General features: G+C 71.2%; 19 protein-coding genes, 1 tRNA gene and 1 pseudogene. 13 read left to right on the top strand and 8 right to left on the bottom strand.

All coding sequences use genetic code 11. The annotated features are described in order from the left end of the window. Positions 1 to 138: 138 nt before the first annotated feature. Positions 139 to 1,830: a phenylacetic acid degradation protein PaaN gene (gene paaN, locus ABZZ79_RS14755; RefSeq protein WP_356689300.1), complete on the top strand. Its 1,692-nt coding sequence runs from the start codon at positions 139 to 141 to the stop codon at positions 1,828 to 1,830. Positions 1,831 to 1,835: 5 nt separating this feature from the next. Here paaN and ABZZ79_RS14750 read toward each other — a convergent pair whose 3' ends face one another. Genes ABZZ79_RS14750 through ABZZ79_RS14740 form a run of 3 tightly spaced genes read right to left on the bottom strand, consistent with a single transcriptional unit; the run spans position 1,836 to position 4,604 of the window. Beyond that, positions 1,836 to 2,594 (bottom strand): RNA methyltransferase, encoded by a 759-nt coding sequence (locus tag ABZZ79_RS14750; protein ID WP_356689299.1) that lies wholly within the window; start codon positions 2,592 to 2,594, stop codon positions 1,836 to 1,838. A gap of 10 nt (positions 2,595 to 2,604) precedes the next feature. Next, entirely contained in the window at positions 2,605 to 3,906 is a 1,302-nt protein-coding gene (locus ABZZ79_RS14745) for an HTTM domain-containing protein (protein WP_356689298.1), read from the bottom strand. Further along, the gene (locus ABZZ79_RS14740; protein WP_356689297.1) at positions 3,903 to 4,604 is read right to left on the bottom strand and encodes a DUF5819 family protein; all 702 of its coding nucleotides are present in this window, start codon (positions 4,602 to 4,604) and stop codon (positions 3,903 to 3,905) included. The genes ABZZ79_RS14745 and ABZZ79_RS14740 overlap by 4 nt, the downstream gene beginning before the upstream one ends. 682 nt (positions 4,605 to 5,286) lie before the next feature. Here ABZZ79_RS14740 and paaA point away from each other — a divergent pair. The 6 genes and pseudogenes from paaA to ABZZ79_RS14710 form a co-directional block, all read left to right on the top strand. Continuing rightward, the gene (gene paaA / locus ABZZ79_RS14735) at positions 5,287 to 6,309 is read left to right on the top strand and encodes a 1,2-phenylacetyl-CoA epoxidase subunit PaaA (protein WP_356689296.1); all 1,023 of its coding nucleotides are present in this window, start codon (positions 5,287 to 5,289) and stop codon (positions 6,307 to 6,309) included. Then, positions 6,306 to 6,593, top strand: coding sequence for a 1,2-phenylacetyl-CoA epoxidase subunit PaaB (gene paaB / locus ABZZ79_RS14730; protein ID WP_356689295.1), 288 nt, complete (start codon positions 6,306 to 6,308; stop codon positions 6,591 to 6,593). The genes paaA and paaB overlap by 4 nt, the downstream gene beginning before the upstream one ends. Positions 6,594 to 6,673: 80 nt before the next feature. Beyond that, on the top strand, positions 6,674 to 7,381 hold the full coding sequence (gene paaC / locus ABZZ79_RS14725) for a 1,2-phenylacetyl-CoA epoxidase subunit PaaC (RefSeq protein WP_356689398.1): 708 nt from the start codon (positions 6,674 to 6,676) through the stop codon (positions 7,379 to 7,381). Next, the gene (gene paaD / locus ABZZ79_RS14720) at positions 7,375 to 7,923 is read left to right on the top strand and encodes a 1,2-phenylacetyl-CoA epoxidase subunit PaaD (RefSeq protein ID WP_356689294.1); all 549 of its coding nucleotides are present in this window, start codon (positions 7,375 to 7,377) and stop codon (positions 7,921 to 7,923) included. Before paaC ends, paaD begins: the two co-directional genes overlap by 7 nt. Continuing rightward, the gene (locus tag ABZZ79_RS14715) at positions 7,923 to 8,987 is read left to right on the top strand and encodes a 2Fe-2S iron-sulfur cluster-binding protein (RefSeq protein ID WP_356689293.1); all 1,065 of its coding nucleotides are present in this window, start codon (positions 7,923 to 7,925) and stop codon (positions 8,985 to 8,987) included. The genes paaD and ABZZ79_RS14715 overlap by 1 nt, the downstream gene beginning before the upstream one ends. 99 nt (positions 8,988 to 9,086) lie before the next feature. Continuing rightward, positions 9,087 to 9,395, top strand: a pseudogene (locus tag ABZZ79_RS14710) (acyl-CoA dehydrogenase family protein); the annotation flags it as partial. Positions 9,396 to 9,493: 98 nt separating this feature from the next. Here the strand turns inward: ABZZ79_RS14710 and ABZZ79_RS14705 are convergent. The 4 genes from ABZZ79_RS14705 to ABZZ79_RS14690 all read right to left on the bottom strand — a co-directional run bounded on the left by ABZZ79_RS14705 (position 9,494) and on the right by ABZZ79_RS14690 (position 12,991). Next, positions 9,494 to 9,823 (bottom strand): rhodanese-like domain-containing protein, encoded by a 330-nt coding sequence (locus ABZZ79_RS14705; RefSeq protein WP_356689397.1) that lies wholly within the window; start codon positions 9,821 to 9,823, stop codon positions 9,494 to 9,496. A gap of 124 nt (positions 9,824 to 9,947) precedes the next feature. Then, entirely contained in the window at positions 9,948 to 10,763 is an 816-nt protein-coding gene (locus ABZZ79_RS14700) for a hypothetical protein (protein WP_356689396.1), read from the bottom strand. A gap of 288 nt (positions 10,764 to 11,051) precedes the next feature. Beyond that, positions 11,052 to 12,455: a DUF2252 domain-containing protein gene (locus ABZZ79_RS14695; protein WP_356689292.1), complete on the bottom strand. Its 1,404-nt coding sequence runs from the start codon at positions 12,453 to 12,455 to the stop codon at positions 11,052 to 11,054. A 449-nt stretch (positions 12,456 to 12,904) separates the two neighbouring features. Next, positions 12,905 to 12,991 (bottom strand) — tRNA-Leu (locus ABZZ79_RS14690). Positions 12,992 to 13,498: 507 nt separating this feature from the next. Between ABZZ79_RS14690 and ABZZ79_RS14685 the strand changes: the two genes are divergently transcribed. The 6 genes from ABZZ79_RS14685 to pknB all read left to right on the top strand — a co-directional run bounded on the left by ABZZ79_RS14685 (position 13,499) and on the right by pknB (position 21,687). After that, positions 13,499 to 14,380: a DUF3662 and FHA domain-containing protein gene (locus ABZZ79_RS14685; RefSeq protein WP_356689291.1), complete on the top strand. Its 882-nt coding sequence runs from the start codon at positions 13,499 to 13,501 to the stop codon at positions 14,378 to 14,380. Between the two features lie 10 nt (positions 14,381 to 14,390). Then, a complete protein-coding gene (locus tag ABZZ79_RS14680; RefSeq protein WP_356689290.1) occupies positions 14,391 to 14,906 on the top strand; it encodes an FHA domain-containing protein in 516 nt (171 codons plus the stop codon). 140 nt (positions 14,907 to 15,046) lie between these two features. Then, positions 15,047 to 16,594 (top strand): Stp1/IreP family PP2C-type Ser/Thr phosphatase, encoded by a 1,548-nt coding sequence (locus ABZZ79_RS14675; RefSeq protein WP_356689289.1) that lies wholly within the window; start codon positions 15,047 to 15,049, stop codon positions 16,592 to 16,594. 27 nt (positions 16,595 to 16,621) lie between these two features. Further along, complete coding sequence (locus tag ABZZ79_RS14670) at positions 16,622 to 18,058, top strand: FtsW/RodA/SpoVE family cell cycle protein (RefSeq protein WP_356689288.1); 1,437 nt, start codon at positions 16,622 to 16,624, stop codon at positions 18,056 to 18,058. Beyond that, complete coding sequence (locus tag ABZZ79_RS14665) at positions 18,055 to 19,524, top strand: penicillin-binding transpeptidase domain-containing protein (protein WP_356689287.1); 1,470 nt, start codon at positions 18,055 to 18,057, stop codon at positions 19,522 to 19,524. The genes ABZZ79_RS14670 and ABZZ79_RS14665 overlap by 4 nt, the downstream gene beginning before the upstream one ends. Before the next feature lie 171 nt (positions 19,525 to 19,695). Then, positions 19,696 to 21,687 carry a Stk1 family PASTA domain-containing Ser/Thr kinase gene (gene pknB, locus ABZZ79_RS14660; RefSeq protein WP_356689286.1) on the top strand — a complete coding sequence of 664 codons (1,992 nt, stop codon included), beginning with the start codon at positions 19,696 to 19,698 and terminating at the stop codon, positions 21,685 to 21,687. Positions 21,688 to 21,753: 66 nt separating this feature from the next. Here the strand turns inward: pknB and ABZZ79_RS14655 are convergent, their stop codons facing one another. Then, on the bottom strand, positions 21,754 to 22,506 hold the full coding sequence (locus tag ABZZ79_RS14655) for a class E sortase (RefSeq protein ID WP_356689285.1): 753 nt from the start codon (positions 22,504 to 22,506) through the stop codon (positions 21,754 to 21,756). Positions 22,507 to 22,525 lie beyond the last annotated feature (19 nt).

Genomic DNA, 22,525 nt, shown 5'->3' with positions numbered 1-22,525 from the left:
GTTTTCCACAGATGCGGCGGACCCCCTTGAACCGACCGATCGTTCGGTTACTCTAACTCTGACCGCCTGTCCCCGCCCATGTTTCGGGACAGGTCACGAGCTCAAGGAAGAGTTCTCCACACGAGGAGTTGGTCCCGCATGGCCACCGAACTCACCGCGCACCAGCTGATCGCCCAGCACCGGCCCACCCTCGACCAGGCGCTGGAAGCGATCCGCACGCGCGCGTACTGGTCCCCGCATCCCGAGCACCCCAAGGCCTACGGGGAGAACGGCAGCCTGGACGCGACCGCGGGCAAGGCCGCCTTCGACGCCCTCCTGGGCACGCGCCTCGACCTCGGCCAGCCCGGCACCGACGACTGGGTGGGCGGCGAGACCTCCCCGTACGGCATCGAGCTCGGCGTCGGCTACCCGCACGCGGACCTCGACGTGCTGCTGCCGGCCATGCGGGCCGGTCAGCGCGCCTGGCGCGAGGCGGGCGCGGAGCTGCGGGCGGCGGTCTGTCTGGAGATCCTCAAGCGGATCAGCGACCGCACGCACGAGTTCGCGCACGCGGTGATGCACACCTCCGGCCAGGCCTTCATGATGTCGTTCCAGGCCGGCGGCCCGCACGCCCAGGACCGCGGCCTGGAGGCGGTGGCGTACGCGTACGTGGAGCAGGTGCGCACCCCCGACACCGCGGAGTGGACCAAGCCGCAGGGCAAGCGCGACCCGCTCGCCCTCACCAAGCAGTTCACGCCCGTCGCGCGCGGCATCGGCCTGGTCATCGGCTGCAACACCTTCCCGACCTGGAACGGCTACCCGGGCCTGTTCGCCTCCCTCGCCACGGGCAACGCGGTCCTGGTCAAGCCCCACCCGCGCGCGGTGCTGCCGCTCGCGCTGACCGTGCAGGTCGCGCGCGAGGTGCTCGCCGAGGCGGGCTTCGACGCCAACCTGGTGGCGCTGGCCGCCGAGCGCCCCGGCGAGGGCATCGCCAAGACGCTCGCCACCCGCCCCGAGATCCGGATCATCGACTACACCGGCTCCACCGCCTTCGGCGACTGGCTGGAGGCCAACGCCCGCCAGGCGCAGGTCTACACCGAGAAGGCCGGCGTCAACACGGTCGTCGTGGACTCCACCGACGACTACAAGGGGATGCTCTCCAACCTGGCCTTCTCGCTCTCGCTCTACAGCGGCCAGATGTGCACCACCCCGCAGAACCTGCTGATCCCGCGCGACGGCATCCGCACCGACGAGGGCCCCAAGACCTACGACGAGGTCGCCGCCGACCTCGCCCGCGCGGTCGACCGTCTGCTCGGCGACGACGCTCGCGCGAACGCGCTGCTGGGCGCCATCGTCAACCCGGACGTCAAGGCCCGCCTGGAGGCGGCCGCCGGCCTCGGCGAGGTCGCGCTGGCCTCGCGCGAGGTCGCCAACCCGGAGTTCCCGGACGCGGTCGTGCGCACCCCGGTGATCGTGAAGCTGGACGGCGCCAAGCCGGACGACGAGGCGGCCTACATGAACGAGTGCTTCGGTCCGGTGTCCTTCGCCGTCGCCGTCGACTCCGCCGCCGACGCGATGGAGCTGCTGCGGCGCACGATCCGCGACAAGGGCGCCATGACCGTCGGCGCCTACACCGTCGACAGCGAGGTCGAGCAGGCCGTGCAGGAGGTCTGCCTGGAGGAGGCCGCGCAGCTCTCCCTCAACCTCACCGGCGGGGTGTACGTCAACCAGACCGCCGCCTTCTCCGACTTCCACGGCTCGGGCGGCAACCCGGCGGCCAACGCGGCCCTGTGCGACGGGGCGTTCGTCGCCAACCGCTTCCGGGTGGTCGAGGTCCGCCGGGAGGCCTGAGCCTCCTAGCGCGTGTCCGGGGCGCCGCCCAGGCTCCAGTGGTACAGGGTCATGGCCACGCTGGTGGCGAGGTTGTAGCTGGATACCTGGGGGCGCATCGGCAGGGCCACCAGGTGGTCCGCACGCGCGCGTACCTGCGCCGACAGACCGCTGCGCTCCGACCCGAAGGCGAGGACGGCGTCGTCCGGGAGCTTCGCGCCCCGGATGTCCTCGCCCTCCGGGTCGAGCGCGAACAGCGGACCGGGCGGCAGTTCGGCCACGTCCAGGCGCTCCACGGCGGTCGCGAAGTGCAGGCCCGCCCCGCCGCGCACGACCGTGGGGTGCCAGGGATCCAGGGTGCCGGTGGTGACCACCCCGGTCGCGCCGAACCCGGCCGCCAGGCGGATCACCGCCCCCGCGTTGCCGAGGTTGCGCGGATGGTCGAGCAGCACCACCGGAGCTGTGCGCGGGGAGCGCGTGAGCCGTTCCAGATGGCCCGCGCGGGACGGCCGTACCGCCAGGGCGGCCACCGCCGTGGGGTGTGGGCGCGGCACCAGCGAGGCGTACACCGTCTGCGGCACCTCGGCCAGCAGCCCCTCCAGCGCCGGGCGCACATCGGGCGCCAGCTCGTCGGCCAGGGCCAGCGTGGCGGCCCGGTCGACGGTCACCGCGACCGGGACCTCGGCGCCGACGCGCAGGGCGTGCTTGAGGGCGTGGAAGCCATCGAGCAGGACGCGGGCGTCTCCCTCGGCGAGGCGGCGCCAGGCGCCGACGGGGTCGTTCATGCGCTGAAGCCTACGTGCGGGTGACGCGCGCGGGCCGCGGCTGCTCGGGCACCTCCCGCACGAGCTGCTCGGGCAGCACCGGGCCCGCCTCCTCGCGGAACACCCGGCCACGCGCGCGTGCCGCGAGCGCGCCCAGCCGGCGCAGGAACGACGTGGGCAGGAACACCGCGTCCGCGGCGATCATGGCCAGCGAGAAGAACGGCAGCCCGAGAACCACGGCGATCACCGCGTGCTCGGTGATCATGGCCGCGAGCAGGACGTTCTTCACGCGCCGGTTGAGCAGGGTGAACGGGAAGGCGACCTGGACCAGCACCGTCCCGTACGTCACCAGCATCAGCAGGGTGCCGCTCGCGGACAGCGCGTCGCCCAACGCGGGCCAGGGGGAGAAGTAGTCGAGGTGCAGCGGGTAGTAGACCGCCGTGCCGTCCTGCCAGCGCGAACCCTGGATCTTGTACCAGCCGGCGGTGGCGTAGACCAGACACGCCTCGGCCATGATCACCAGCAGGGCGGCGTTGTGCAGGACGTTCGCCACGACGTCCAGCAGGATGCGCGGCTGCTCGGTGCGGGCCCTGCGGACGGCGGACCACCACAGCCCCTGGGCCGCCCACGCCGACCACAGCAGGGCCGGGACCATACCGGGGCCGTTGACCGCGGAGACCAGGAAGGTCCACACGTGCGTGGCCGCACCGCCGCGGCCGGACTCGGTCGCCTCCAGCATCCAGTCGTCGCCGAGCTTCCCGGCCAGGGTCGCGGCGACCAGCACCAGACCGGCCAGGCCCCACAGCACCGGCCCCGCCCGGTCCACGACGTCCGCGCCACGCGCGCGTGCCGCCGCGCCGCGCCGCGCCCGTCGCGCGTCCAGTGACCAGACCTGACCGCAGCGGGTGAACACCAGATAGATGCTCATCAGGTGCAGCACGTTGTCGCCGCCGTCGCCCATGAGGACGCTGCGGTTCTGCAGCGACAGCACGCCGACCATGAACAGCACCGACATCGCCCGGGTCCGCCAGCCCACCAGCAGCAGCCCGGCGGACAGCAGGGCGAGCAGGTAGACGGACTCGAACCAGAGCCGGCTGTCCGTCCACATCAGCACGGTGAACGCGTGGTTGAGGTCGACCAGCTGCTGCCCGAGCTCCCAGCTCCACGGGCCGTCGGGACCGTACAGCTCATGGCGGTGCGGGAACTCACGCAGCAGGAACAGCAGCCAGGTCAGGGCGAAGCCGGTGCGGATCACGGCCGCCTGGTACGGGCCGAGAGCCGTCTCGGTGACCCGGGCGATGGCGCCGGAGACGGCCAGGGAGAACCGGTTCATCCCTCTATCCCCTCGGCCTCGTCCCGCGACACCGTCCACCAGGGCAGCACCCGGTGGGTCGGCTTCTGCGACACCTCTTCCTCGCTCCACTTCGGCGGCGGCACGTTCGTCGTGCTGGAGCGCACCTGGACGAGCTCGACGGCCTCGCCCCGGCCGGTCGCGCCGGCCCGCTCCAGGCGCAGTACCGCGATCCGCCGCAGATACGACTCGGCGAGCATCCCGCGCACCCCCGCCGGGCGGTTGTCGGCGTCATGCGTGGCCTGGAAGAAGTCCCAGGCCCGGCGCAGCTCGTTCTGCTGCGTGTGGCTGGGCAAGAGGTTGCCGTCTATCGCGCGGCCGTCCTGCGCGGACAGGTCCCGCCAGTCGGTGACCCGTCTGCCGCCGTCCGCCGTGCTGATCTGGGCCCGTACCTGTACGGAGATGTTCTGCTGGAGCGGGTTGGGCGCGAAGAGCTTCCAGTTCTGCTCGAACTCCGGGTACACCCATGCGCCGATCGTCTCGGCATGCTTTTTCGAGACTGTGTTCGACGGCGCGATGTGCAGGAACACCATGCCCAGGTGCACACAGACCCCCACCGCGACTCCGGCGAGCGCCAGCGCGACACCGACCTGGTAGCGCGGGGAGAGCGCGGCGATCCCGGTACGGCCCCCTTCGCGAGACGCGGGACAGACAGGCGACACCGCCGCGGGCTCGGGCACGGAACCGAGACCGGGACCGGAACCGAGACCGGAACCGGGCTCGGGACCGGGATGAAGCTCGGGCTCAGGGTGGGACACGGGCTCGGGACCGGGATGTAGCTCGGGCTCAAGGTGCGACACGGGCTCGGGACGGGGCCCGGGTACGGACTCGGGACGGGGCCCGGGTACGGACTCGGGACGGGGCCCGGGTACAGACCCGGGCCGCGACCCGGACTGGGGCTCGACCCCGGATTCCGTCGCGGGCCGGACCTCCGGCGCGGGCCGATCCCCCGGCGGTTCGTCACGGGCGTGCGCGCGCCCGTCGTCCGCGTCCCCTGCGCCGTGCGCGTCCATCACGCCCCGATTCCCCGATTCCCCGCTGTTCCGATACCTGCGACCGCGTGTGATGACCTGCGACGACCTGCGACACGGCCAGCCCGTCGGCCCGGTCGATGCGGCGAGTCCCGCGGCCGACGGGCTCGACAGACCCGCGCAGGCCGCCCCCCGGCACTCGCATGCGGAACGGTACCCAGCCCACCCGCCCCGCGCAGCCCCCGGCGGGGACCCGCGACGGACCTGCGGCCAAGGGCCGGTTATCCACAACGGTTGACACCTTACGGCGCCCGTTCCACCATGGAATCGCACGGACCGAACGATCGGTCGGGAGAAGCTCAGGGCAGAGCCCGTGGTCGAGGGGGACCTCATGGCGACAGCAGCCGCGCACCAGACGGCCCGCACACCGGAGCACCAAGGCTCCGGCGGCGACCAGGCCGCCGAGGCGTACCAGCGCGTCTTCGACGCGGCCGTGGCCGCGGAGGAGCGCATCGAGCCGCGCGACTGGATGCCGGACGCCTACCGCGCGACCCTGGTGCGCCAGATCGCGCAGCACGCGCACTCCGAAGTCATCGGCATGCAGCCGGAGGCCAACTGGATCACCCGCGCGCCCTCGCTGCGCCGCAAGGCGATCCTGATGGCCAAGGTGCAGGACGAGGCGGGCCACGGTCTGTACCTGTACAGCGCGGCCGAGACGCTCGGCACCAGCCGCGACGAGCTGCTCGACAAGCTGCACAGCGGCCGCCAGAAGTACTCCTCGATCTTCAACTACCCGACCCTGACCTGGGCCGACGTCGGCGCGATCGGCTGGCTGGTGGACGGCGCGGCGATCACCAACCAGGTGCCGCTGTGCCGCTGCTCCTACGGGCCCTACGCACGCGCGATGGTCCGGATCTGCAAGGAGGAGTCGTTCCACCAGCGCCAGGGCTACGAACTGCTGCTGGCGCTGAGCAACGGCACCCCGGAGCAGCACGCGATGGCACAGGACGCGGTCGACCGCTGGTGGTGGCCCTCGCTGATGATGTTCGGCCCGCCCGACGACGAGTCGCAGCACTCCGCGCAGTCGATGGAGTGGAAGATCAAGCGCCATTCGAACGACGAGCTGCGTCAGCGTTTCGTCGACATCTGCGTCCCCCAGGCGGAGTCCCTGGGCCTGACGCTGCCCGACCCGGACCTGAAGTGGAACGAGGAGCGGGGGCACCACGACTTCGGCGCGATCGACTGGACGGAGTTCTGGGACGTCCTCAAGGGCAACGGCCCGTGCAACGAGCAGCGCCTGACCCAGCGCAGGCAGGCCCACGACGAAGGCGCGTGGGTACGGGAGGCGGCCGCGGCCTACGCGGCCAAGCACAGCACCCAGCACATCGGTGAGCGCGAGGAGACGCACGCATGAGCACCACCGACTGGCCCCTGTGGGAGGTCTTCGTGCGCTCGCGCCGAGGCCTGTCCCACACCCACGCCGGCAGCCTGCACGCGCCGGACGCGGAGTTCGCCCTGCGCAACGCCCGCGATCTGTACACCCGGCGCGGCGAGGGCGTGTCCATCTGGGTCGTGCCCTCGTCCGCGATCACCGCGTCCTCGCCGGACGAGAAGGACCCGTTCTTCGAGCCGTCCGCCGACAAGCCGTACCGGCACCCGACGTTCTACGAGATCCCGGAGGGGGTGAAGCACCTGTGACCGCTTCCGAGACGACTGCCACCACCGAGGCGGCTGTCACCAGCGAGACGGCCCCGACCGCCACCGTCGGCGCGACGACCGTGCCCGTCACGGCCGCTCTCGCCCTCGGTGACGACGCCCTGGTGATCTCCCACCGCCTGGGCGAGTCCATCGGCCACGCCCCCGTCCTGGAGGAGGAGGTCGCCCTCGCCAACATCGCGCTCGACCTGCTCGGCCAGGCGCGCGTGCTGCTGTCGATGGCGGGCGACGAGGACGAACTGGCCTACCTCCGCGAGGAGCGCGCCTTCACCAACCTCCAGCTGGTGGAGCAGCCGGGCGACGACTTCGCCCACATCATCGCCCGCCAGCTGTACTTCTCCACCTACCAGCACCTGCTGTACGCGGAACTGGCCGCGGGCGACGGCCCCTTCGCCCCGCTCGCCGCGAAGGCCGTCAAGGAGGTCGCCTACCACCGCGACCACGCCCGGCAGTGGACCCTGCGCCTGGGCGACGGCACGGACCTCAGCCATGAGCGCATGCAGCGGGCCTGCCAGGCGCTGTGGCGGTTCACCGGCGAGATGTTCCGCCCGGTGGAGGGCCTGGACGTCGACCGCGAGGCCCTGGAGGCGGCCTGGCTCGCCGCGGTCGAGGACGTGCTGCGCGAGGCCACCCTGACCGTCCCCGAGGGCCCGCGCACCGGAGCGTGGGCGGCCGGCGCGGGCCGCGAGGGCCTGCACACCGAGTCGTTCGGCCGGATGCTCGCCGAGATGCAGCACCTGCACCGCAGCCATCCGGGGGCGTCATGGTGACCGTCACCCCGCTGGAGGCCGAACTCCTCGCGCTCGCCGGTTCGGTGCCCGACCCCGAGCTCCCGGTGATCACCCTGGAGGAGCTGGGCGTACTGCGCGCCGTGCACCTGCGCGGAGCGGACGCGGTCGAGGTCGAGCTGACCCCGACGTACACCGGATGCCCGGCACTGGAGACCATGTCCGCGGACATCGAGCGGGTGCTGCACGCGCACGGGATGCGCGAGGTCACGGTCCGCACGGTGCTCGCGCCGGCCTGGTCCACGGACGACATATCGGCCGAAGGGCGCCGCAAGCTGCGGGAGTTCGGCATCGCGCCCCCGCGGGCGCGCCACGACTGTGGACCGGTGACCCTGACGCTCGGCGCGACCCGCACCGCGGCCCCCACGACGAGCGGGCCGGACGCCGAGCTGGAGCCCGTGACCTGCCCACACTGCGGCTCCGCCGACACCGAACTGCTCAGCCGATTCTCCGCCACGGCCTGCAAGGCGCTGCGCCGCTGCCTCGACTGCCGTGAACCCTTCGACCACTTCAAGGAGTTGTGATGGCCCGCTTCCACACACTCCCGGTGTCCGCGGTCGACCGGCTCACCGACGACTCCGTGGCCCTCACCTTCGCCGTGCCCCCGGAGCTGAGCGAGGTCTACCGGTTCGCCCCCGGCCAGCATCTGGCGCTGCGGCGGCTGACCGACGGGGCCGAGATCCGGCGGACGTACTCGATCTGCGCCCCCGCACCCGCCCCCGGCGACGACGGCCCCCGCACCCTGCGGGTCGGCGTGCGCCTGGTGGACGGCGGCGCGTTCTCGGCGTACGCCCTCAAGGAGGTGAACATCGGCGACGAGCTGGAGGTGATGACCCCGGCTGGCCGCTTCACCCTCGACCCGGCGCCCGGACTGTACGCGGCCGTCGTCGGCGGCAGCGGGATCACCCCCGTGCTGTCGATCGTCTCCACGCTGCTGGCGCGCGAGCCCCGAGCCCGGTTCTGCCTGATACGCGGCGACCGCACGGCCGCCTCGACGATGTTCCTGGAGGAGGTCGCCGACCTGAAGGACCGCTACCCCGAGCGGTTCCAGCTGGTCACGGTCCTCTCCCGGGAGGAGCAGCAGGCCGGACTGCCCACGGGCCGGCTCGACCAGGAGCGGCTGACCGGGCTGCTGCCCGCGCTGCTGCCGGTGGAGGAGGTCGCGGGCTGGTTCCTGTGCGGGCCGTACGGCCTGGTGCAGGGCGCCGAGCAGGCGCTGCGCGGCCTCGGCGTGCGCCGCACCCGGATCCACGAGGAGATCTTCCACGTGGACAACGGCGACGCCCCGAAGCCCCGGATCGCCGCGCCCGCGCACAGCACGGTGACCGCGCGGCTCGACGGCCGCGGCGGCACCTGGCCGGTGCGGGACGGCGAGTCGCTGCTCGACACGGTGCTGCGCAACCGCTCCGACGCGCCCTACGCCTGCAAGGGCGGGGTCTGCGGGACCTGCCGGGCCTTCCTCGTCTCCGGCGAGGTCCGCATGGACCGCAACTTCGCGCTGGAGCCGGAGGAGACTGAGGCCGGCTACGTCCTCGCCTGCCAGTCGCACCCGGCGACGGAGAAGGTGGAGCTGGACTTCGACCGCTGAGGACGCGGCATTCCCTTCTCCTGGAACCTGTTCTATCTTGACGCCCCGTCAGGTCCGGCAGCCGTGCCGGGCCGGCGGAGTCGTCGGGAGGCCAGGACCATGGACTTCACCTTCACCGAGGAGCAGGAGGCGGCCGCCGAGGCGGCCCGCGGGGTGTTCGCCGACGTGACGCCCGACTCCGTCCCCAGCCCCGCGCTCACCAGGGGCGCCGTCGCCGAGGGCTTCGACCGGGAGCTGTGGGCCCGGCTGGCCGAGGCCGACCTGCTGAGCCTGCTGCTGGACGAGGCGCACGGCGGTGCGGGTCTGGACGCGGTCGCCCTGTGCGGGTTGCTGCGCGAGTTCGCGAAGGTGCTGGCCCGCGTTCCCCTGCTGGAGAGCTGCGCGGCCGCCGCCGCCCTCCAGGCCTACGCCGAACCCGACCTGCTCGCGGCACACCCGCTCAGCGGCTGACCCGCGAGCAGGCCGAAGGGATCAGCAAACCCACCCGGGCCGCCCCTCGCCCGAGATCACAGGACGAACCCGGACTGCCCCTCGTCCGTCACGACGGGTCGGCCCACGGCCGCCCACACCTGCATGCCGCCGTCGACGTTCACCGCGTCGATGCCCTGCTGGACCAGATACATGGCGACCTGCGCCGAGCGACCGCCGGAGCGGCAGATCACATGGACACGGCCGTCCTGCGGCGCGGCCTCGGTCAGCTCGCCGTACCGGGCCACGAACTCGCTGATGGGGATGTGCAGCGCCCCCTCGGCATGACCGGCCCGCCATTCGTCGTCCTCACGGACGTCAAGCAGGAAGTCGTCGTCCTTGAGGTCCGTGACCTCGACCGTGGGCACTCCTCCGAAATTCATGCCCCCGACGCTACCCGACCTCGGGTAGGGCGCGGCGGGCCCGGGCCAGCCGCTTGCCGACCGGCGCGGCCCCTGCGGGCCGCTCCCGAAGCGCTGCTTGGGAAGACGCCTACCCCTGAAGCCCGGCCAGCTCCGACTCCCGCTTGGCGACCTCCGTCAGCAACTGCTCGGCGATCTCGTCCAGCAGCCGGTCCGGGTCGTCCGGGGCGAGCCGGAGCATCGCGCCGATCGCGCCCTCCTCCAGCTCCTTGGCGATCACGGAGAGCATCTCCTTGCGCCGGGCCAGCCAGTCGAGGCGGGCGTACAGCTCCTCGCTGCGGGTCGGACCACGGTCCGCGGGGGCGGGACCCTTCGCCCACTCCTCGGCCAGTTCCCGCAGCTGTGCCACGTCGCCGCGGGCGTAGGCGGTGTTCACGCGGATGAGGAACTCCTCACGCCGCTTGCGCTCGCCCTCCTCCTGCGCCAGGTCCGGATGCGCCTTGCGGGCCAGCTCGCGGTAGAGCTTGCGGGCCTCCTCACTGGGGCGCACCCGCGCGGGCGGCTGCACGGCCTGACCGGTCAGCATCGCCGTGGCCTCCGGGAACAGCCCGTCCCCGTCCATCCAGCCGTGGAACAGCTCCTCGACGCTGGGCATGGGCAGCACGCGGGCGCGCAGCTCCTGGGCCACCCGCACATCCTCGGGGTCCTGGGTGCGGGCCGCGCGCGCCTCGGCTATCAGCGCGTCCAGCTCCTCCAGCCGGGCGTACATCGGGCCGAGCCGCTGGTGGTGGAGCCGGGAGAAGTTCTCGACCTCGATGCGGAAGGTCTCCACCGCGATCTCGAACTCGATCAGCGCCTGCTCGGCCGCCCGCACCGCCCGGTCCAGCCGCTCCTCGGGCGACTCGGAGCCCGCCGAATCCTGCGCGGCCCGGGAGCCCTGCGCCACCTGCCCGCCCGGGGCACCCTGCGCCCCTTCCGAGGCCTGGCCGGCCTGGCCGGCCGGAGAGCCGCCCTGCGAGCCCTCCCCGGCCCCCGGACCACCCGCCGCCGAGGGCCCGTCGCCGGACCCCGGCACACCACCCTCGGACCCCGGCACAGCACCCTCGGGCACCGCCCCGGTCACCCCGGCCACGTTGCCCTCACCCTGCTCAGCTTCCGAGCTCGTCACCCGACCAGCGTAGGACACGCCTGCACGACCTCCCGAAACGCGAGAACCCCAGGACCCGCCACGACCTCACACCCCCATCTCCGCGGCGATCCGCCCCGCGCGGACCCCGGCCACCAGCTCCGCGTGATCCGCCTCGGTCCGGTCCGCGTAGGCGACGGCGAACGTGGCGATCGCCTCGTCCAGCTCCTCGTTCTTTCCGCAGTACCCGGCGATCAGGCGCGGGTCGGCGCTGTGCGAGTGGGCGCGGGCGAGCAGGGCGCCGGTCATCCGGGCGTAGTCGTCGACCTGGTCGGCGGCGAGCGCTGCCGGGTCGACGCTGCCCTTGCGGTTGCGGAACTGGCGCACCTGGAAGTCCCGCCCGTCGACGGTGGTCCAGCCCAGCAGGATGTCGCTGACCACCTGCATGCGCTTCTGCCCCAGCACCACCCGCCGGCCCTCGTGCCCGGCGGCCGGCACCTCCACACCGGCGGCGGCCAGATGCGGCAGCAGCGCGGACGGGCGGGCCTCCTTCACCTGAAGGACCAGGGACTCCCCACGGTGGTCGAGGAGCAGCACGACGTAGGAGCGCGTGCCCACGCTGCCGGTGCCGACGATGCGGAAGGCCACGTCCTGCACCGCGTAACGGGCGAGCAGCGGCAGGCGGTCCTCGGAGAGCGTGCCGAGATAGTCCTGGAGCGACGCGGCCACCGCGGCGGCCTCCGCGTCCGGGATCCGCCGCAGCACGGGCGGGGCGTCCAGGAAGCGGCGCCCGCCGTCCGGCGCGGGTTCGGTCGACTTCGCCGCGAAGCGCCCGCTGGTGTTGGCGCGCGCCTTCTCCATCACCCGCTCCAGCGTGCCGAGCAGGTCATGGGCGTCGGTGTGGGAGACGAGCTCCTCGTCCGCGATGGCGTTCCACGCGTCCAGCACGGGCAGCTTGGCGAGCAGCCGCATGGTGCGCCGGTAGGCGCCGGCGACGTCATGGGCGGCCGACCGGCAGGTGTCCTCGTCGGCGCCGGCCTCCCGGCCCGCGAGCACGAGCGAGGCGGCGAGCCGCTTGAGGTCCCACTCCCAGGGGCCGACGACGGTCTCGTCGAAGTCGTTCAGGTCGATGACCAGGCCGCCGCGGGCGTCGGCGTACAGACCGAAGTTGGCCGCGTGGGCATCGCCACAGATCTGCGCGCGGATCCCGGTCATGGGAGTGCGGGCCAGGTCATGGGCCATCAGGCCCGCCGAACCGCGCAGGAAGGCGAAGGGGGCGGCGGCCATCCTGCCCACCCTTATCGGCGTCAGCTCGGGGATACGGCCGCGGCTGGACTCCTCCACGGCACCGAGGGCGTCGGGCCGGGAGTCGTCGACGTCGAGGAGGGCGTGTGTGTCGCGCGGCACCCGGTGGCGCAGCTCCTTGCCCTCCTCACGGGGCGATCCCGCGCCAGGCCACTCGGCGAACCCCCGCACCCGCGGCAGCCGCCGCTCCGCACCGGCCTCGGCCACTCGGACCGCCTCCCCCGCACTCGCGGGTGCGTACGTGCCGCGCCCGCATCGACATGAACATCAATCAGGCCCGAACCGTACAGCCGGTGGCCGAAACACGTCAGACCCTGTGGACAACTGCACCCATCCGCACAGCGGCCCGCCGCCCTGTGGACAACTCCCGGCCACCCGTGGCCTTCATCACATGAACACGACCCTCGCGAATCCGCCCTCACCGCGCAACCTTCACGAAGCCGCCCGCGCGCCCCTCGCGAAGCCGCCGCCACGAACGCCGCTTTCGCGACCACCGCCGCCACGACCCCACCACCCCGGAGCCCGCCGCCAGGCACCCGGCCCGGCCACCCGACGGCCACGGGGAGCGGTCGACCCAGCCCCGTCCAGCCCGTCTCGCAGAAGAGACCACAACGCGAAACGGCCGCCATCGTTTTCACGATGACGACCGTCTCGTCTGGTGCGCGAGGGGGGAGTTGAACCCCCACGCCCTTGCGGGCACTGGAACCTGAATCCAGCGCGTCTGCCTATTCCGCCACCCGCGCATTAGGTGTGTCCTCCGGCTGCGTTGCTTCTCGGCGCGGCGCCTTCCGACATGCAGAACATTAGCACGCTGGACCGGGTGGATTCACATCCCTTAATCCGGGGGGCCCTGGGCCTTCCGGGGCAGGCGGTGGCACGTATCAACCCTGTACCGGTACCCCCCGTCCGCACCGGAGCCGGACCGCGAGCACAGCCGCGTGCGGGACACTGGTCCGGGGCCGCCTCTACGATCCATGGCAGAAGCGGAGCCCGGCGGAGTTCGAACGGGCCCCGCGGGGGGAACTGTCGGATGCGTCGGCAACCAGTCGGCACCCGGCGCGGCCCCGGGCACCACCCGGGTCGGCTCCGGGCCGGCGCCGGACGGCACCTGTCGACACCCGTCGGCCGGTTCACCAGGGGGAACCAGCCGATCCACCGGTGCGTGGATACGATCAGTAAGCAGTACCGGTTGGAAGCAGCCAGGCAAGAAGCAGCAGTACGCAGGACGACAGCGACGGAGGAGGTGCCTCATGGGAGTCCTGAAGCGTTTCGAGCAGCGTCTCGAAGGTCTGGTCAACGGCACCTTCGCCAAGGTGTTCAAGTCCGAGGTCCAGCCTGTGGAGATCGCCGGCGCGCTCCAGCGTGAGTGCGACAACAACGCGACCATCTGGAACCGCGACCGGACCGTCGTGCCGAACGACTTCATCGTGGAGTTGAGCACACCGGACTTCGAGCGGCTCAGCCCCTACTCCGGGCAGCTCGGCGACGAGCTGGCCGGCATGGTCCGCGACTACGCCAAGCAGCAGCGCTACACCTTCATGGGCCCGATCAAGGTCAACCTGGAGAAGGCCGAGGACCTCGACACCGGCCTGTACCGCGTGCGCAGCCGCACCCTCGCCTCCTCCACCAGCCAGCCCCAGGCCCCCGGCGGCCCCGCCGCGAACCAGCGGCCCGGCGGCTACGGCTACCCGCAGCCGGGAGCCGCCCCCGCGGGCGCCCCGCCGATGCCGGCCGCGCCGCCACCAGGTGCGCGGCCCGGCGGCTACGGCTACCCGCAACCCGCTCCCGCCCCGCAGCCGCCCGCCGGACTGCGGCACGGCGGCGCACCCGGCGGCCCCGCGGCCGGCGCACGCACCCGCTACTGGATCGAGATCAACGGCACCCGCCATCAGATCTCCCGTGCGACTCTCGTGATGGGCCGCAGCACCGAGGCCGACGTACGGATCGACGACCCCGGCGTGAGCCGCAGGCACTGCGAGATCCGGACCGGAACGCCCTCGACGATCCAGGATCTCGGCTCCACCAACGGCATCGTGGTGGACGGGCAGCACACCACCCGCGCTACGCTCCGCGACGGCTCGCGGATCGTCGTGGGCAGCACCACCGTTATCTATAGGCAAGCCGAAGGGTGATCCGGGGGCAATGTCAGAGCTGACCCTCACGGTCATGCGGCTGGGTTTCCTGGCCGTACTGTGGCTGTTCGTGATCGTGGCCGTGCAGGTCATCCGTAGCGACCTGTTCGGTACGCGTGTCACCCAGCGCGGATCGCGCCGCGACGCCGGGCGGCAGCAGCAGGCCGCACGCCAGGCGCCGCCCCAGCAGCGCCAGCAGCCCGCCGCCGCGGGCGGCCGGGGCCGCCGTAACGCTCCCACCAAGCTGGTGGTGACGGAAGGCACACTCACCGGCACCACCGTCGCACTCCAGGGGCAGACCATCTCGCTGGGCCGTGCGCACGACAGCACGATCGTGCTGGACGACGACTACGCCTCCAGCCGGCATGCCAGGATCTACCCGGACCGTGACGGCCAGTGGATCGTCGAGGACCTGGGCTCCACGAACGGCACCTACCTCGACCGCGGCCGGCTGACGACCCCCACACCGATTCCGCTGGGCGCGCCGATCCGCATCGGCAAGACCGTCATCGAGCTGCGGAAGTAGTGCTACATCATGAATGAGCGCGAGCGGAGCGAGCACGCAGCGGCGGCCGGCACCCCGGGCCCCGGCGCGCTCCCGACCGGAGGGTGGGCAGTGTGGCTCGACACGACCGGCTGCATGCGGAGCCGACGGGCGAGGTGGGCATGAGTCTGTCACTGCGCTTCGCCGCCGGATCGCACAAGGGCATGATCCGCGAGGGCAACGAGGACTCCGGTTACGCCGGTCCCCGCCTGCTCGCCATCGCCGACGGCATGGGCGGCGCCGCCGCCGGTGAGGTCGCCTCCTCCGAGGCCATCTCCACCATCGTCGCCCTCGACGACGACATCCCCGGCTCCGACGTGCTCACCTCCCTCGGCGCCGCCGTGCAGCGCGCCAACGACCAGCTGCGCTCCATGGTCGAGGAGGACCCCCAGCTGGAGGGCATGGGCACCACGCTCACCGCCCTGCTGTGGACGGGCCAGCGACTCGGCCTCGTCCACGTCGGCGACTCCCGCGCCTATCTGCTGCGCGACGGCGTACTGACGCAGATCACACAGGACCACACCTGGGTGCAGCGCCTGGTCGACGAGGGCCGGATCACCGAGGAAGAGGCCACCACCCACCCGCAGCGCTCCCTGCTGATGCGCGCGCTGGGCAGCGGCGACCATGTCGAGCCCGATCTGTCGATCCGCGAGGTCAGGGCCGGCGACCGCTATCTGATCTGTTCCGACGGCCTGTCCGGCGTGGTGTCCCACCAGACCCTGGAGGACACCCTCGCCAGCTACCAGGGCCCGCAGGAGACCGTGCACGAGCTGATCCAGCTCGCGCTGCGCGGCGGCGGCCCCGACAACATCACCGTGATCATCGCCGACGTCCTCGACCTGGACACCGGTGACACCCTCGCCGGTCAGCTCTCCGACGCCCCCGTGGTGGTCGGCGCGGTCGCCGAGAACCAGCACCAGCTGCACGACAACGGCATCATGCAGACCCCCGCCGGCCGCGCCTCCGGCCTCGGCCGCAGGCAGCAGCCCGGCGGCGGCGAGTTCGGCCCGCCCGGCTCCGGCGACGTCACCGGGTTCATCCCCACCGACGGCTTCGACGGCTTCGGCGACGACGACTTCGTCAAGGAGCGCCCCCGCCGCGGATGGCTGAAGCGCTCGGTCTACATCGGGCTCGCGCTGGCCGTCGTCGGCGCGGGTCTGTACGGCGGCTACCGCTGGACGCAGACTCAGTACTACGTCGGCACCAACGGCGAGCACGTCGCCCTCTACCGCGGCATCAGCCAGGACCTGGCCTGGGTGTCGCTGTCGAAGGTGGAGAAGGACCACCCCGAGATCGAACTCAAGTACCTGCCGCCGTACCAGCAGAAGGCGGTCAATGCGACGATCGCCGAGGGCGGCCTGAAGAACGCCCAGACGAAAATCGACGAGCTGGCCGTGCAGGCCTCCGCCTGCCGCAAGAGCGCCGAGCGGCGCGCCGCCGAGAGCGAGAACAACGCGAAGACGGGCGAGGGCGAGGCCGGCGGCACCACGGGAACCACCCGCACCTCGTTCGCGTCCAAGGCGTCACCGACCCCGTCGGCCACGTCAACACCGACCCCGTCGGCAACGACCCCCAACCCGTCCACGTCCCCCACCGCGACCACTCCCAGCCCCGGCCCGAGCCTGTCGGAGGAAGAGCAGAAGGTCGTCTCGCTCTGCGGTAAGCAGTAGGCGAGCCGTGAGAGGCCCCGTCACACGATGAGCAGTACTACCAACACGTCGACGCACCACACGTCCACGATCGGCGCCATCGGCGCGCCCAGCCGGCGCAACACCGAGCTCGCGCTCCTCGTGTTCGCCGTCGTCATCCCGGTCTTCGCCTACGCCAACGTGGGCCTGGCCATCAACGACGAGGTGCCCTCCGGTCTGCTGGCCTACGGCCTCGGCCTCGGCCTGCTGGCCGGTGTCGGCCATCTGGTCGTACGCAAGTTCGCCCCGTACGCGGACCCCCTGCTGCTGCCGCTGGCCACGCTGCTCAACGGACTCGGGCTCGTCGCGATCTGGCGCCTGGACCAGTCGAAGCTGCTGCAGTCGATCGGACAGGCCGGTACGGCCGCGCCCCGCCAGCTGCTGTACACGGCCATGGGCATCGCGCTGTTCATCGTCGTGCTGATCTTCCTGAAGGACCACCGCGTCCTGCAGCGCTACACGTACATCTCCATGGTCGGCGCGCTGTTCCTGCTGCTGCTGCCGCTGGTGCCGGGCCTCGGCCAGAACATCTACGGCGCCAAGATCTGGATCTCGGTCGCCGGCTTCTCCATCCAGCCCGGTGAGTTCGCGAAGATCGTCCTCGCGATCTTCTTCGCCGGCTATCTGATGGTGAAGCGCGACGCGCTCGCGCTGGCCAGCCGCCGCTTCATCGGGCTGTACCTGCCGCGCGGCCGCGACCTCGGCCCGATCATCGTCGTCTGGATGATCTCGATCCTCATCCTGGTCTTCGAGACCGACCTCGGTACGTCGCTGCTGTTCTTCGGAATGTTCGTCATCATGCTGTACGTCGCCACCGAGCGGACCAGCTGGATCGTCTTCGGTCTGCTGATGTCCGCGGTCGGCGCGGTGGGTGTGGCCTCCTTCGAGCCGCACATCCAGCAGCGTGTGGACGCCTGGCTCGACCCGATGCGCGAGTACACGCTCTCCCGCCAGGGTGTGACCGGCCACTCCGAGCAGGCCATGCAGGCCCTCTGGGCGTTCGGCTCCGGCGGCACCCTCGGCACCGGCTGGGGCCAGGGCCACTCCGAGCTGATCCGCTTCGCCGCCAACTCCGACTACATCCTCGCCACCTTCGGCGAGGAGCTGGGCCTGGCCGGCCTGATGGCGATCCTGCTCGTCTACGGCCTGATCGTGGAGCGCGGCGTGCGCACCGCCCTCGCCGCCCGCGACCCCTTCGGCAAGCTGCTCGCCATCGGCCTGTCCGGCGCCTTCGCCCTCCAGGTCTTCGTCGTCGCGGGCGGCGTCATGGGGCTGATCCCGCTGACCGGTATGACGATGCCCTTCCTGGCGTACGGCGGTTCCTCCGTCATCGCCAACTGGGCGCTGATCGGCATCCTGCTCAGGATCAGCGACACCGCGCGCCGCCCGGCGCCGTCTCCCGCCCCCAACCCCGACGCCGAGATGACCCAGGTGGTCCGCCCGTGAACAAGCCCCTGCGCCGGATCGCCATCTTCTGCGGACTGCTCATCCTGACGCTGCTGCTCCGCGACAACTGGCTCCAGTACGTCAAGGCGAACGAGCTGGCCACCGACGACAACAACCGCCGCGTCAACATCGCGCGCTACTCCATCCCGCGCGGCAACATCATCGTCGGCGGCAAGCCCATCACCGGCTCCGTCGAGAACGAGTCCGGCGACTTCAAGTACAAGCGGACCTGGGTGAACGGCCCCATGTGGGCGCCGGTCACGGGCTACTCCTCGCAGGCCTTCGGCGCCAACCAGCTGGAGAAGCTGGAGGACGGCATCCTCACCGGCAACGACGACCGGCTGTTCTTCCGCAACACCCTCGACATGCTGACGGGCAAGGAGCGCGAGGGCGGCAGCGTCGTCACCACCCTCAACGCGGCCGCGCAGAAGGCGGCGTACGAGGGCCTGGGCGGCAAGAAGGGCGCCGTCGCCGCGATCGAGCCGTCCACCGGCAAGATCCTCGCGCTGGTCTCCACTCCGTCGTACGACCCCTCGAAGTTCGCCGGGACCTCCGGCGACGACGAGAAGGCCTGGAACGCCGCCCAGAAGAAGAACAACGCCGACGACCCGATGCTGAACCGGGCGCTGCGCGAGGTCTACCCGCCCGGCTCGACCTTCAAGGTCGTCACCGCGGCCGCGGCCCTGGAGAACGGCGTCGTCTCGGGCATCGACGACAAGACCAAGACGCCGGACCCGTACCAGCTGCCGGACACCAGGACCGACCTGACCAACCAGCACGGTGAGTGCAAGAACGCCACCCTGCGGTACGCGCTCATGGTGTCCTGCAACACCGTCTTCGCGAAGCTCGCGGACTCGGTCGGCAACGAGAAGATGATCGAGCAGGCGGAGAAGTTCGGCTACAACAACCAGGAGCTGGACACCCCGGTCCGCGCCGCGGAGAGCATCTACCCCGAGGACAACGCGCCGCAGAACGCCATGGACGGCATCGGCCAGGCCTCCAACCGGGCCACCCCGCTGCAGATGGCCATGGTCGTCTCGGCCATCGCCAACAACGGCAAGCTGATGAAGCCGTACATGGTCGACCAGCTCAAGACCGCGAGCCTGGACACCATCGAGACGACCGACCCCCAGGAGCTGTCCCAGGCCGTCTCCCCCGAGACCGCCCAGAAGCTCCAGGAGATGATGGAGACGGTCGTCTACGACCCGCAGGGCACCGGTGGCAAGGCCAAGATCGAGGGCGCCAGGGTCGGCGGCAAGACCGGTACCGCCCAGCACGGTCTGAACAACAGCGAGAAGCCGTACGCCTGGTTCGTGTCCTACGCCAAGGTCGGGGACAGCGCGCCGGTGGCCGTGGCCGTGGTCGTGGAGGACGGCGCCGCCAACCGTGACGACATCACGGGTGGCGGTCTGGCCGGTCCGATCGCCCGGGATGTGATGAAGGCGGTCATCGACAGCAAGAAGTGACGCCGAGCACATCCCCTTCACATCGTTGCACGCTGCGATACCGGTCCTGTATCGGGTTGACGGGCTTGGCCAGGTCGCACAAAGAGAGCCGGGTACGGTAGGCCCGGACGGCAGCCTCCGGCCGCACACGCGTGCGGACCGGGACCCGACGGAGAGGGCTGGTAGGTAGCTATGGAAGAGCCGCGTCGCCTCGGCGGCCGGTACGAGCTGGGCCAGGTGCTCGGCCGTGGTGGCATGGCCGAGGTCTACCTCGCGCATGACACGCGCCTCGGCCGCACCGTGGCGGTGAAGACGCTGCGCGCGGACCTCGCGCGCGATCCGTCTTTCCAGGCACGGTTCCGCCGGGAGGCCCAGTCGGCCGCCTCGCTCAACCATCCCGCGATCGTCGCGGTCTACGACACGGGCGAGGACTACATCGACGGGGTCTCGATCCCGTACATCGTCATGGAGTACGTCGACGGCTCCACGCTCCGTGAGCTGCTGCACAGCGGCCGCAAGCTGCTGCCCGAGCGCTCCATGGAGATGACGATCGGCATCCTCCAGGCGCTGGAGTACTCGCACCGCAACAACATCGTCCACCGTGACATCAAGCCGGCGAACGTCATGCTGACGCGCAACGGCCAGGTCAAGGTGATGGACTTCGGCATCGCCCGCGCCATGGGCGACTCCGGCATGACGATGACCCAGACCTCCGCCGTGATCGGCACCGCCCAGTACCTCTCGCCGGAACAGGCAAAGGGCGAGCAGGTCGACGCCCGCTCCGACCTGTACTCCACCGGCTGTCTGCTGTACGAGCTGCTGACGGTCCGCCCGCCCTTCGTGGGCGACTCCCCGGTCGCGGTGGCCTACCAGCACGTGCGGGAGGAGGCGCAGCCTCCGTCGGTCTTCGACCCCGAGATCACGCCGGAGATGGACGCGATCGTCCTCAAGGCGCTGGTCAAGGACCCGGGCTACCGCTACCAGTCGGCCGACGAGATGCGCGCCGACATCGAGGCCTGCCTCGACGGCCAGCCGGTCGCCGCGACGGCCGCGATGGGCTCGGTCGGCTACGGCGGCTACCCGGACGACCAGCCGACCACGGCCCTGCGCCAGGCCGACGCGGGCGCCACCTCGATGCTGCCCCCGATGAACCCGGACGACGGCGGCTTCGGCTACGACGACCGCCCCGACCGGCGGCGCCAGAAGAAGTCGAACAACTCCACGATCCTGCTGGTCGTGGCGGCCGTCCTGGTCCTGGTCGGCGCGATCCTGATCGGCAAGTGGATCTTCGACGGGGAGGGCGCCAGCAACGACACCGCGACGGTGCCGAACTTCGTCGACCTGACTCAGGACCAGGCCAGACAACAGGCCGAGAACGTCAGTCTCGAACTCGCCTTCAATCCCAAACCGTGCGAGAACACGGCCAAGGACAAGATCTGCGAGCAGGACATCAAGCCGAACACCGAGGTCGACAAGGGCACGACGGTCAACCTCGTGGTGTCGACGGGCGCGCCCAAGGTGGCCGTGCCGACGGTGACCGGCAAGAGCCTGGACGAGGCGAAGTCGATCCTGGAGGACGACAAGTACAACTTCACCGTCAAGGTGACGTACGAGGAGTCGACCACCGAGGAACCGGACACGGTCCTGGAGCAGAGCCCGGAGCTCGGCGACGAGGTGGAGAAGGGCTCGACCATCGAGCTCACCGTCGCCAAGGAGAAGGAGCAGGCGACCGTCCCGAACATCGCCGGCCAGTCCTGCGACGCCGCCAAGGCCCAGCTGGAGGCCAACGACCTCCAGGGCAACTGCGTCAACGTCCCGACGGACGACGACACCAAGGTCAACGTGGTGATCGACACCGTGCCGGCGATCGGCCAGCAGGCCGACCCGGGTTCGGTGGTCACGATCAACATCGGTGAGAAGAAGAAGCAGGAGATCCAGGTCCCGGAGGTCCGCAGGCGGACACTGGGCGAGGCCAAGCAGGCCTTGGCCCAGGTGGGCTTCACCAACATCGTGATCAACGGCGACGGCAACGACAACGCGTTCGTCATCGACCAGGACCCGAAGCCCGACAAGAAGACCGACGACCCGGCGGGGACGCAGATCACCCTGACGACCGTCAGCTTCGGCCAGAACAACGGCGGCGGCAACGGCAACGACGGAGGCGTCATCGGAGGCGTCAGCTGACCAACCCGGTCCGCGCATGCCGGAGCCCCGGCCCCTCACGGGGGGCCGGGGCTCCGTGTCGTCCGGTCAGCCGAGCAGTTCCTTCGGCGGGGTGCGCTCGCTGTCGACCTTCTGCACACGCACCAGTTCGCCCCACACGACGTAGCGGTAGCGGCTGGTGTAGACGGGGGTGCAGGTGGTCAGGGTGATGTACTTGCCGGCCTTCTTCCTGCCGGACTCCTGGGGGACGGCGCCGAGGACCGCGACGTTGTACTTCGAGGTCTCGGGGAGGGTGGCGTAGACCTGGTAGACGTACCACCTGTCCTTGGTCTCGAAGACGATCGGGTCGCCCTCGTGCAGCCGGTCGATCTTGTGGAACTTGGCGCCGTGGCCGTCGCGGTGGGCGGCGAGGGCGAAGTTGCCGTTCCTGCCGGAGGCGGGGAGGGTCGCCTTGACGGGGTCGGTGTAGTAGCCGGCCACGCCGTCGTTGAGGAGCTCCGCGGAGGTGCCCTTCTTGACCAGGATCTCGCCCCTGCCCATCGCGGGGACGTGCAGGAAGCCGATGCCGTCCTTGGTGTCCAGGGCGCCGGGGCCGGTGTCCTGGGCCCAGTGGTCGCGGATCCTGTCGCTCTCGCGGCCCGCCTCGCGGTCGGCCAGGACGTTGGTCCACCACAGCGAGTAGACGACGAACATGCCGAGGATCAGGCCCGCGGTGATGAGCAGTTCACCGAAGACGCTGACCGCCGTGGCGATCGGACCGGGCCTGCGGCGAGGGGCCGGCACGTGGTCCGGATGGTCAGCCCCGGTGTGCTCTTCGGTGCCTTCGGTGGTCGCTGCCACTGTTCTCCCGCCCTCGACT

The organism is Streptomyces sp. NPDC006458, assembly GCF_040612135.1.
Classification (GTDB): domain Bacteria; phylum Actinomycetota; class Actinomycetes; order Streptomycetales; family Streptomycetaceae; genus Streptomyces.
Note: the sequence above shows the minus strand (reverse complement) of the source record. Positions and strands in the feature narration are given on the sequence as shown.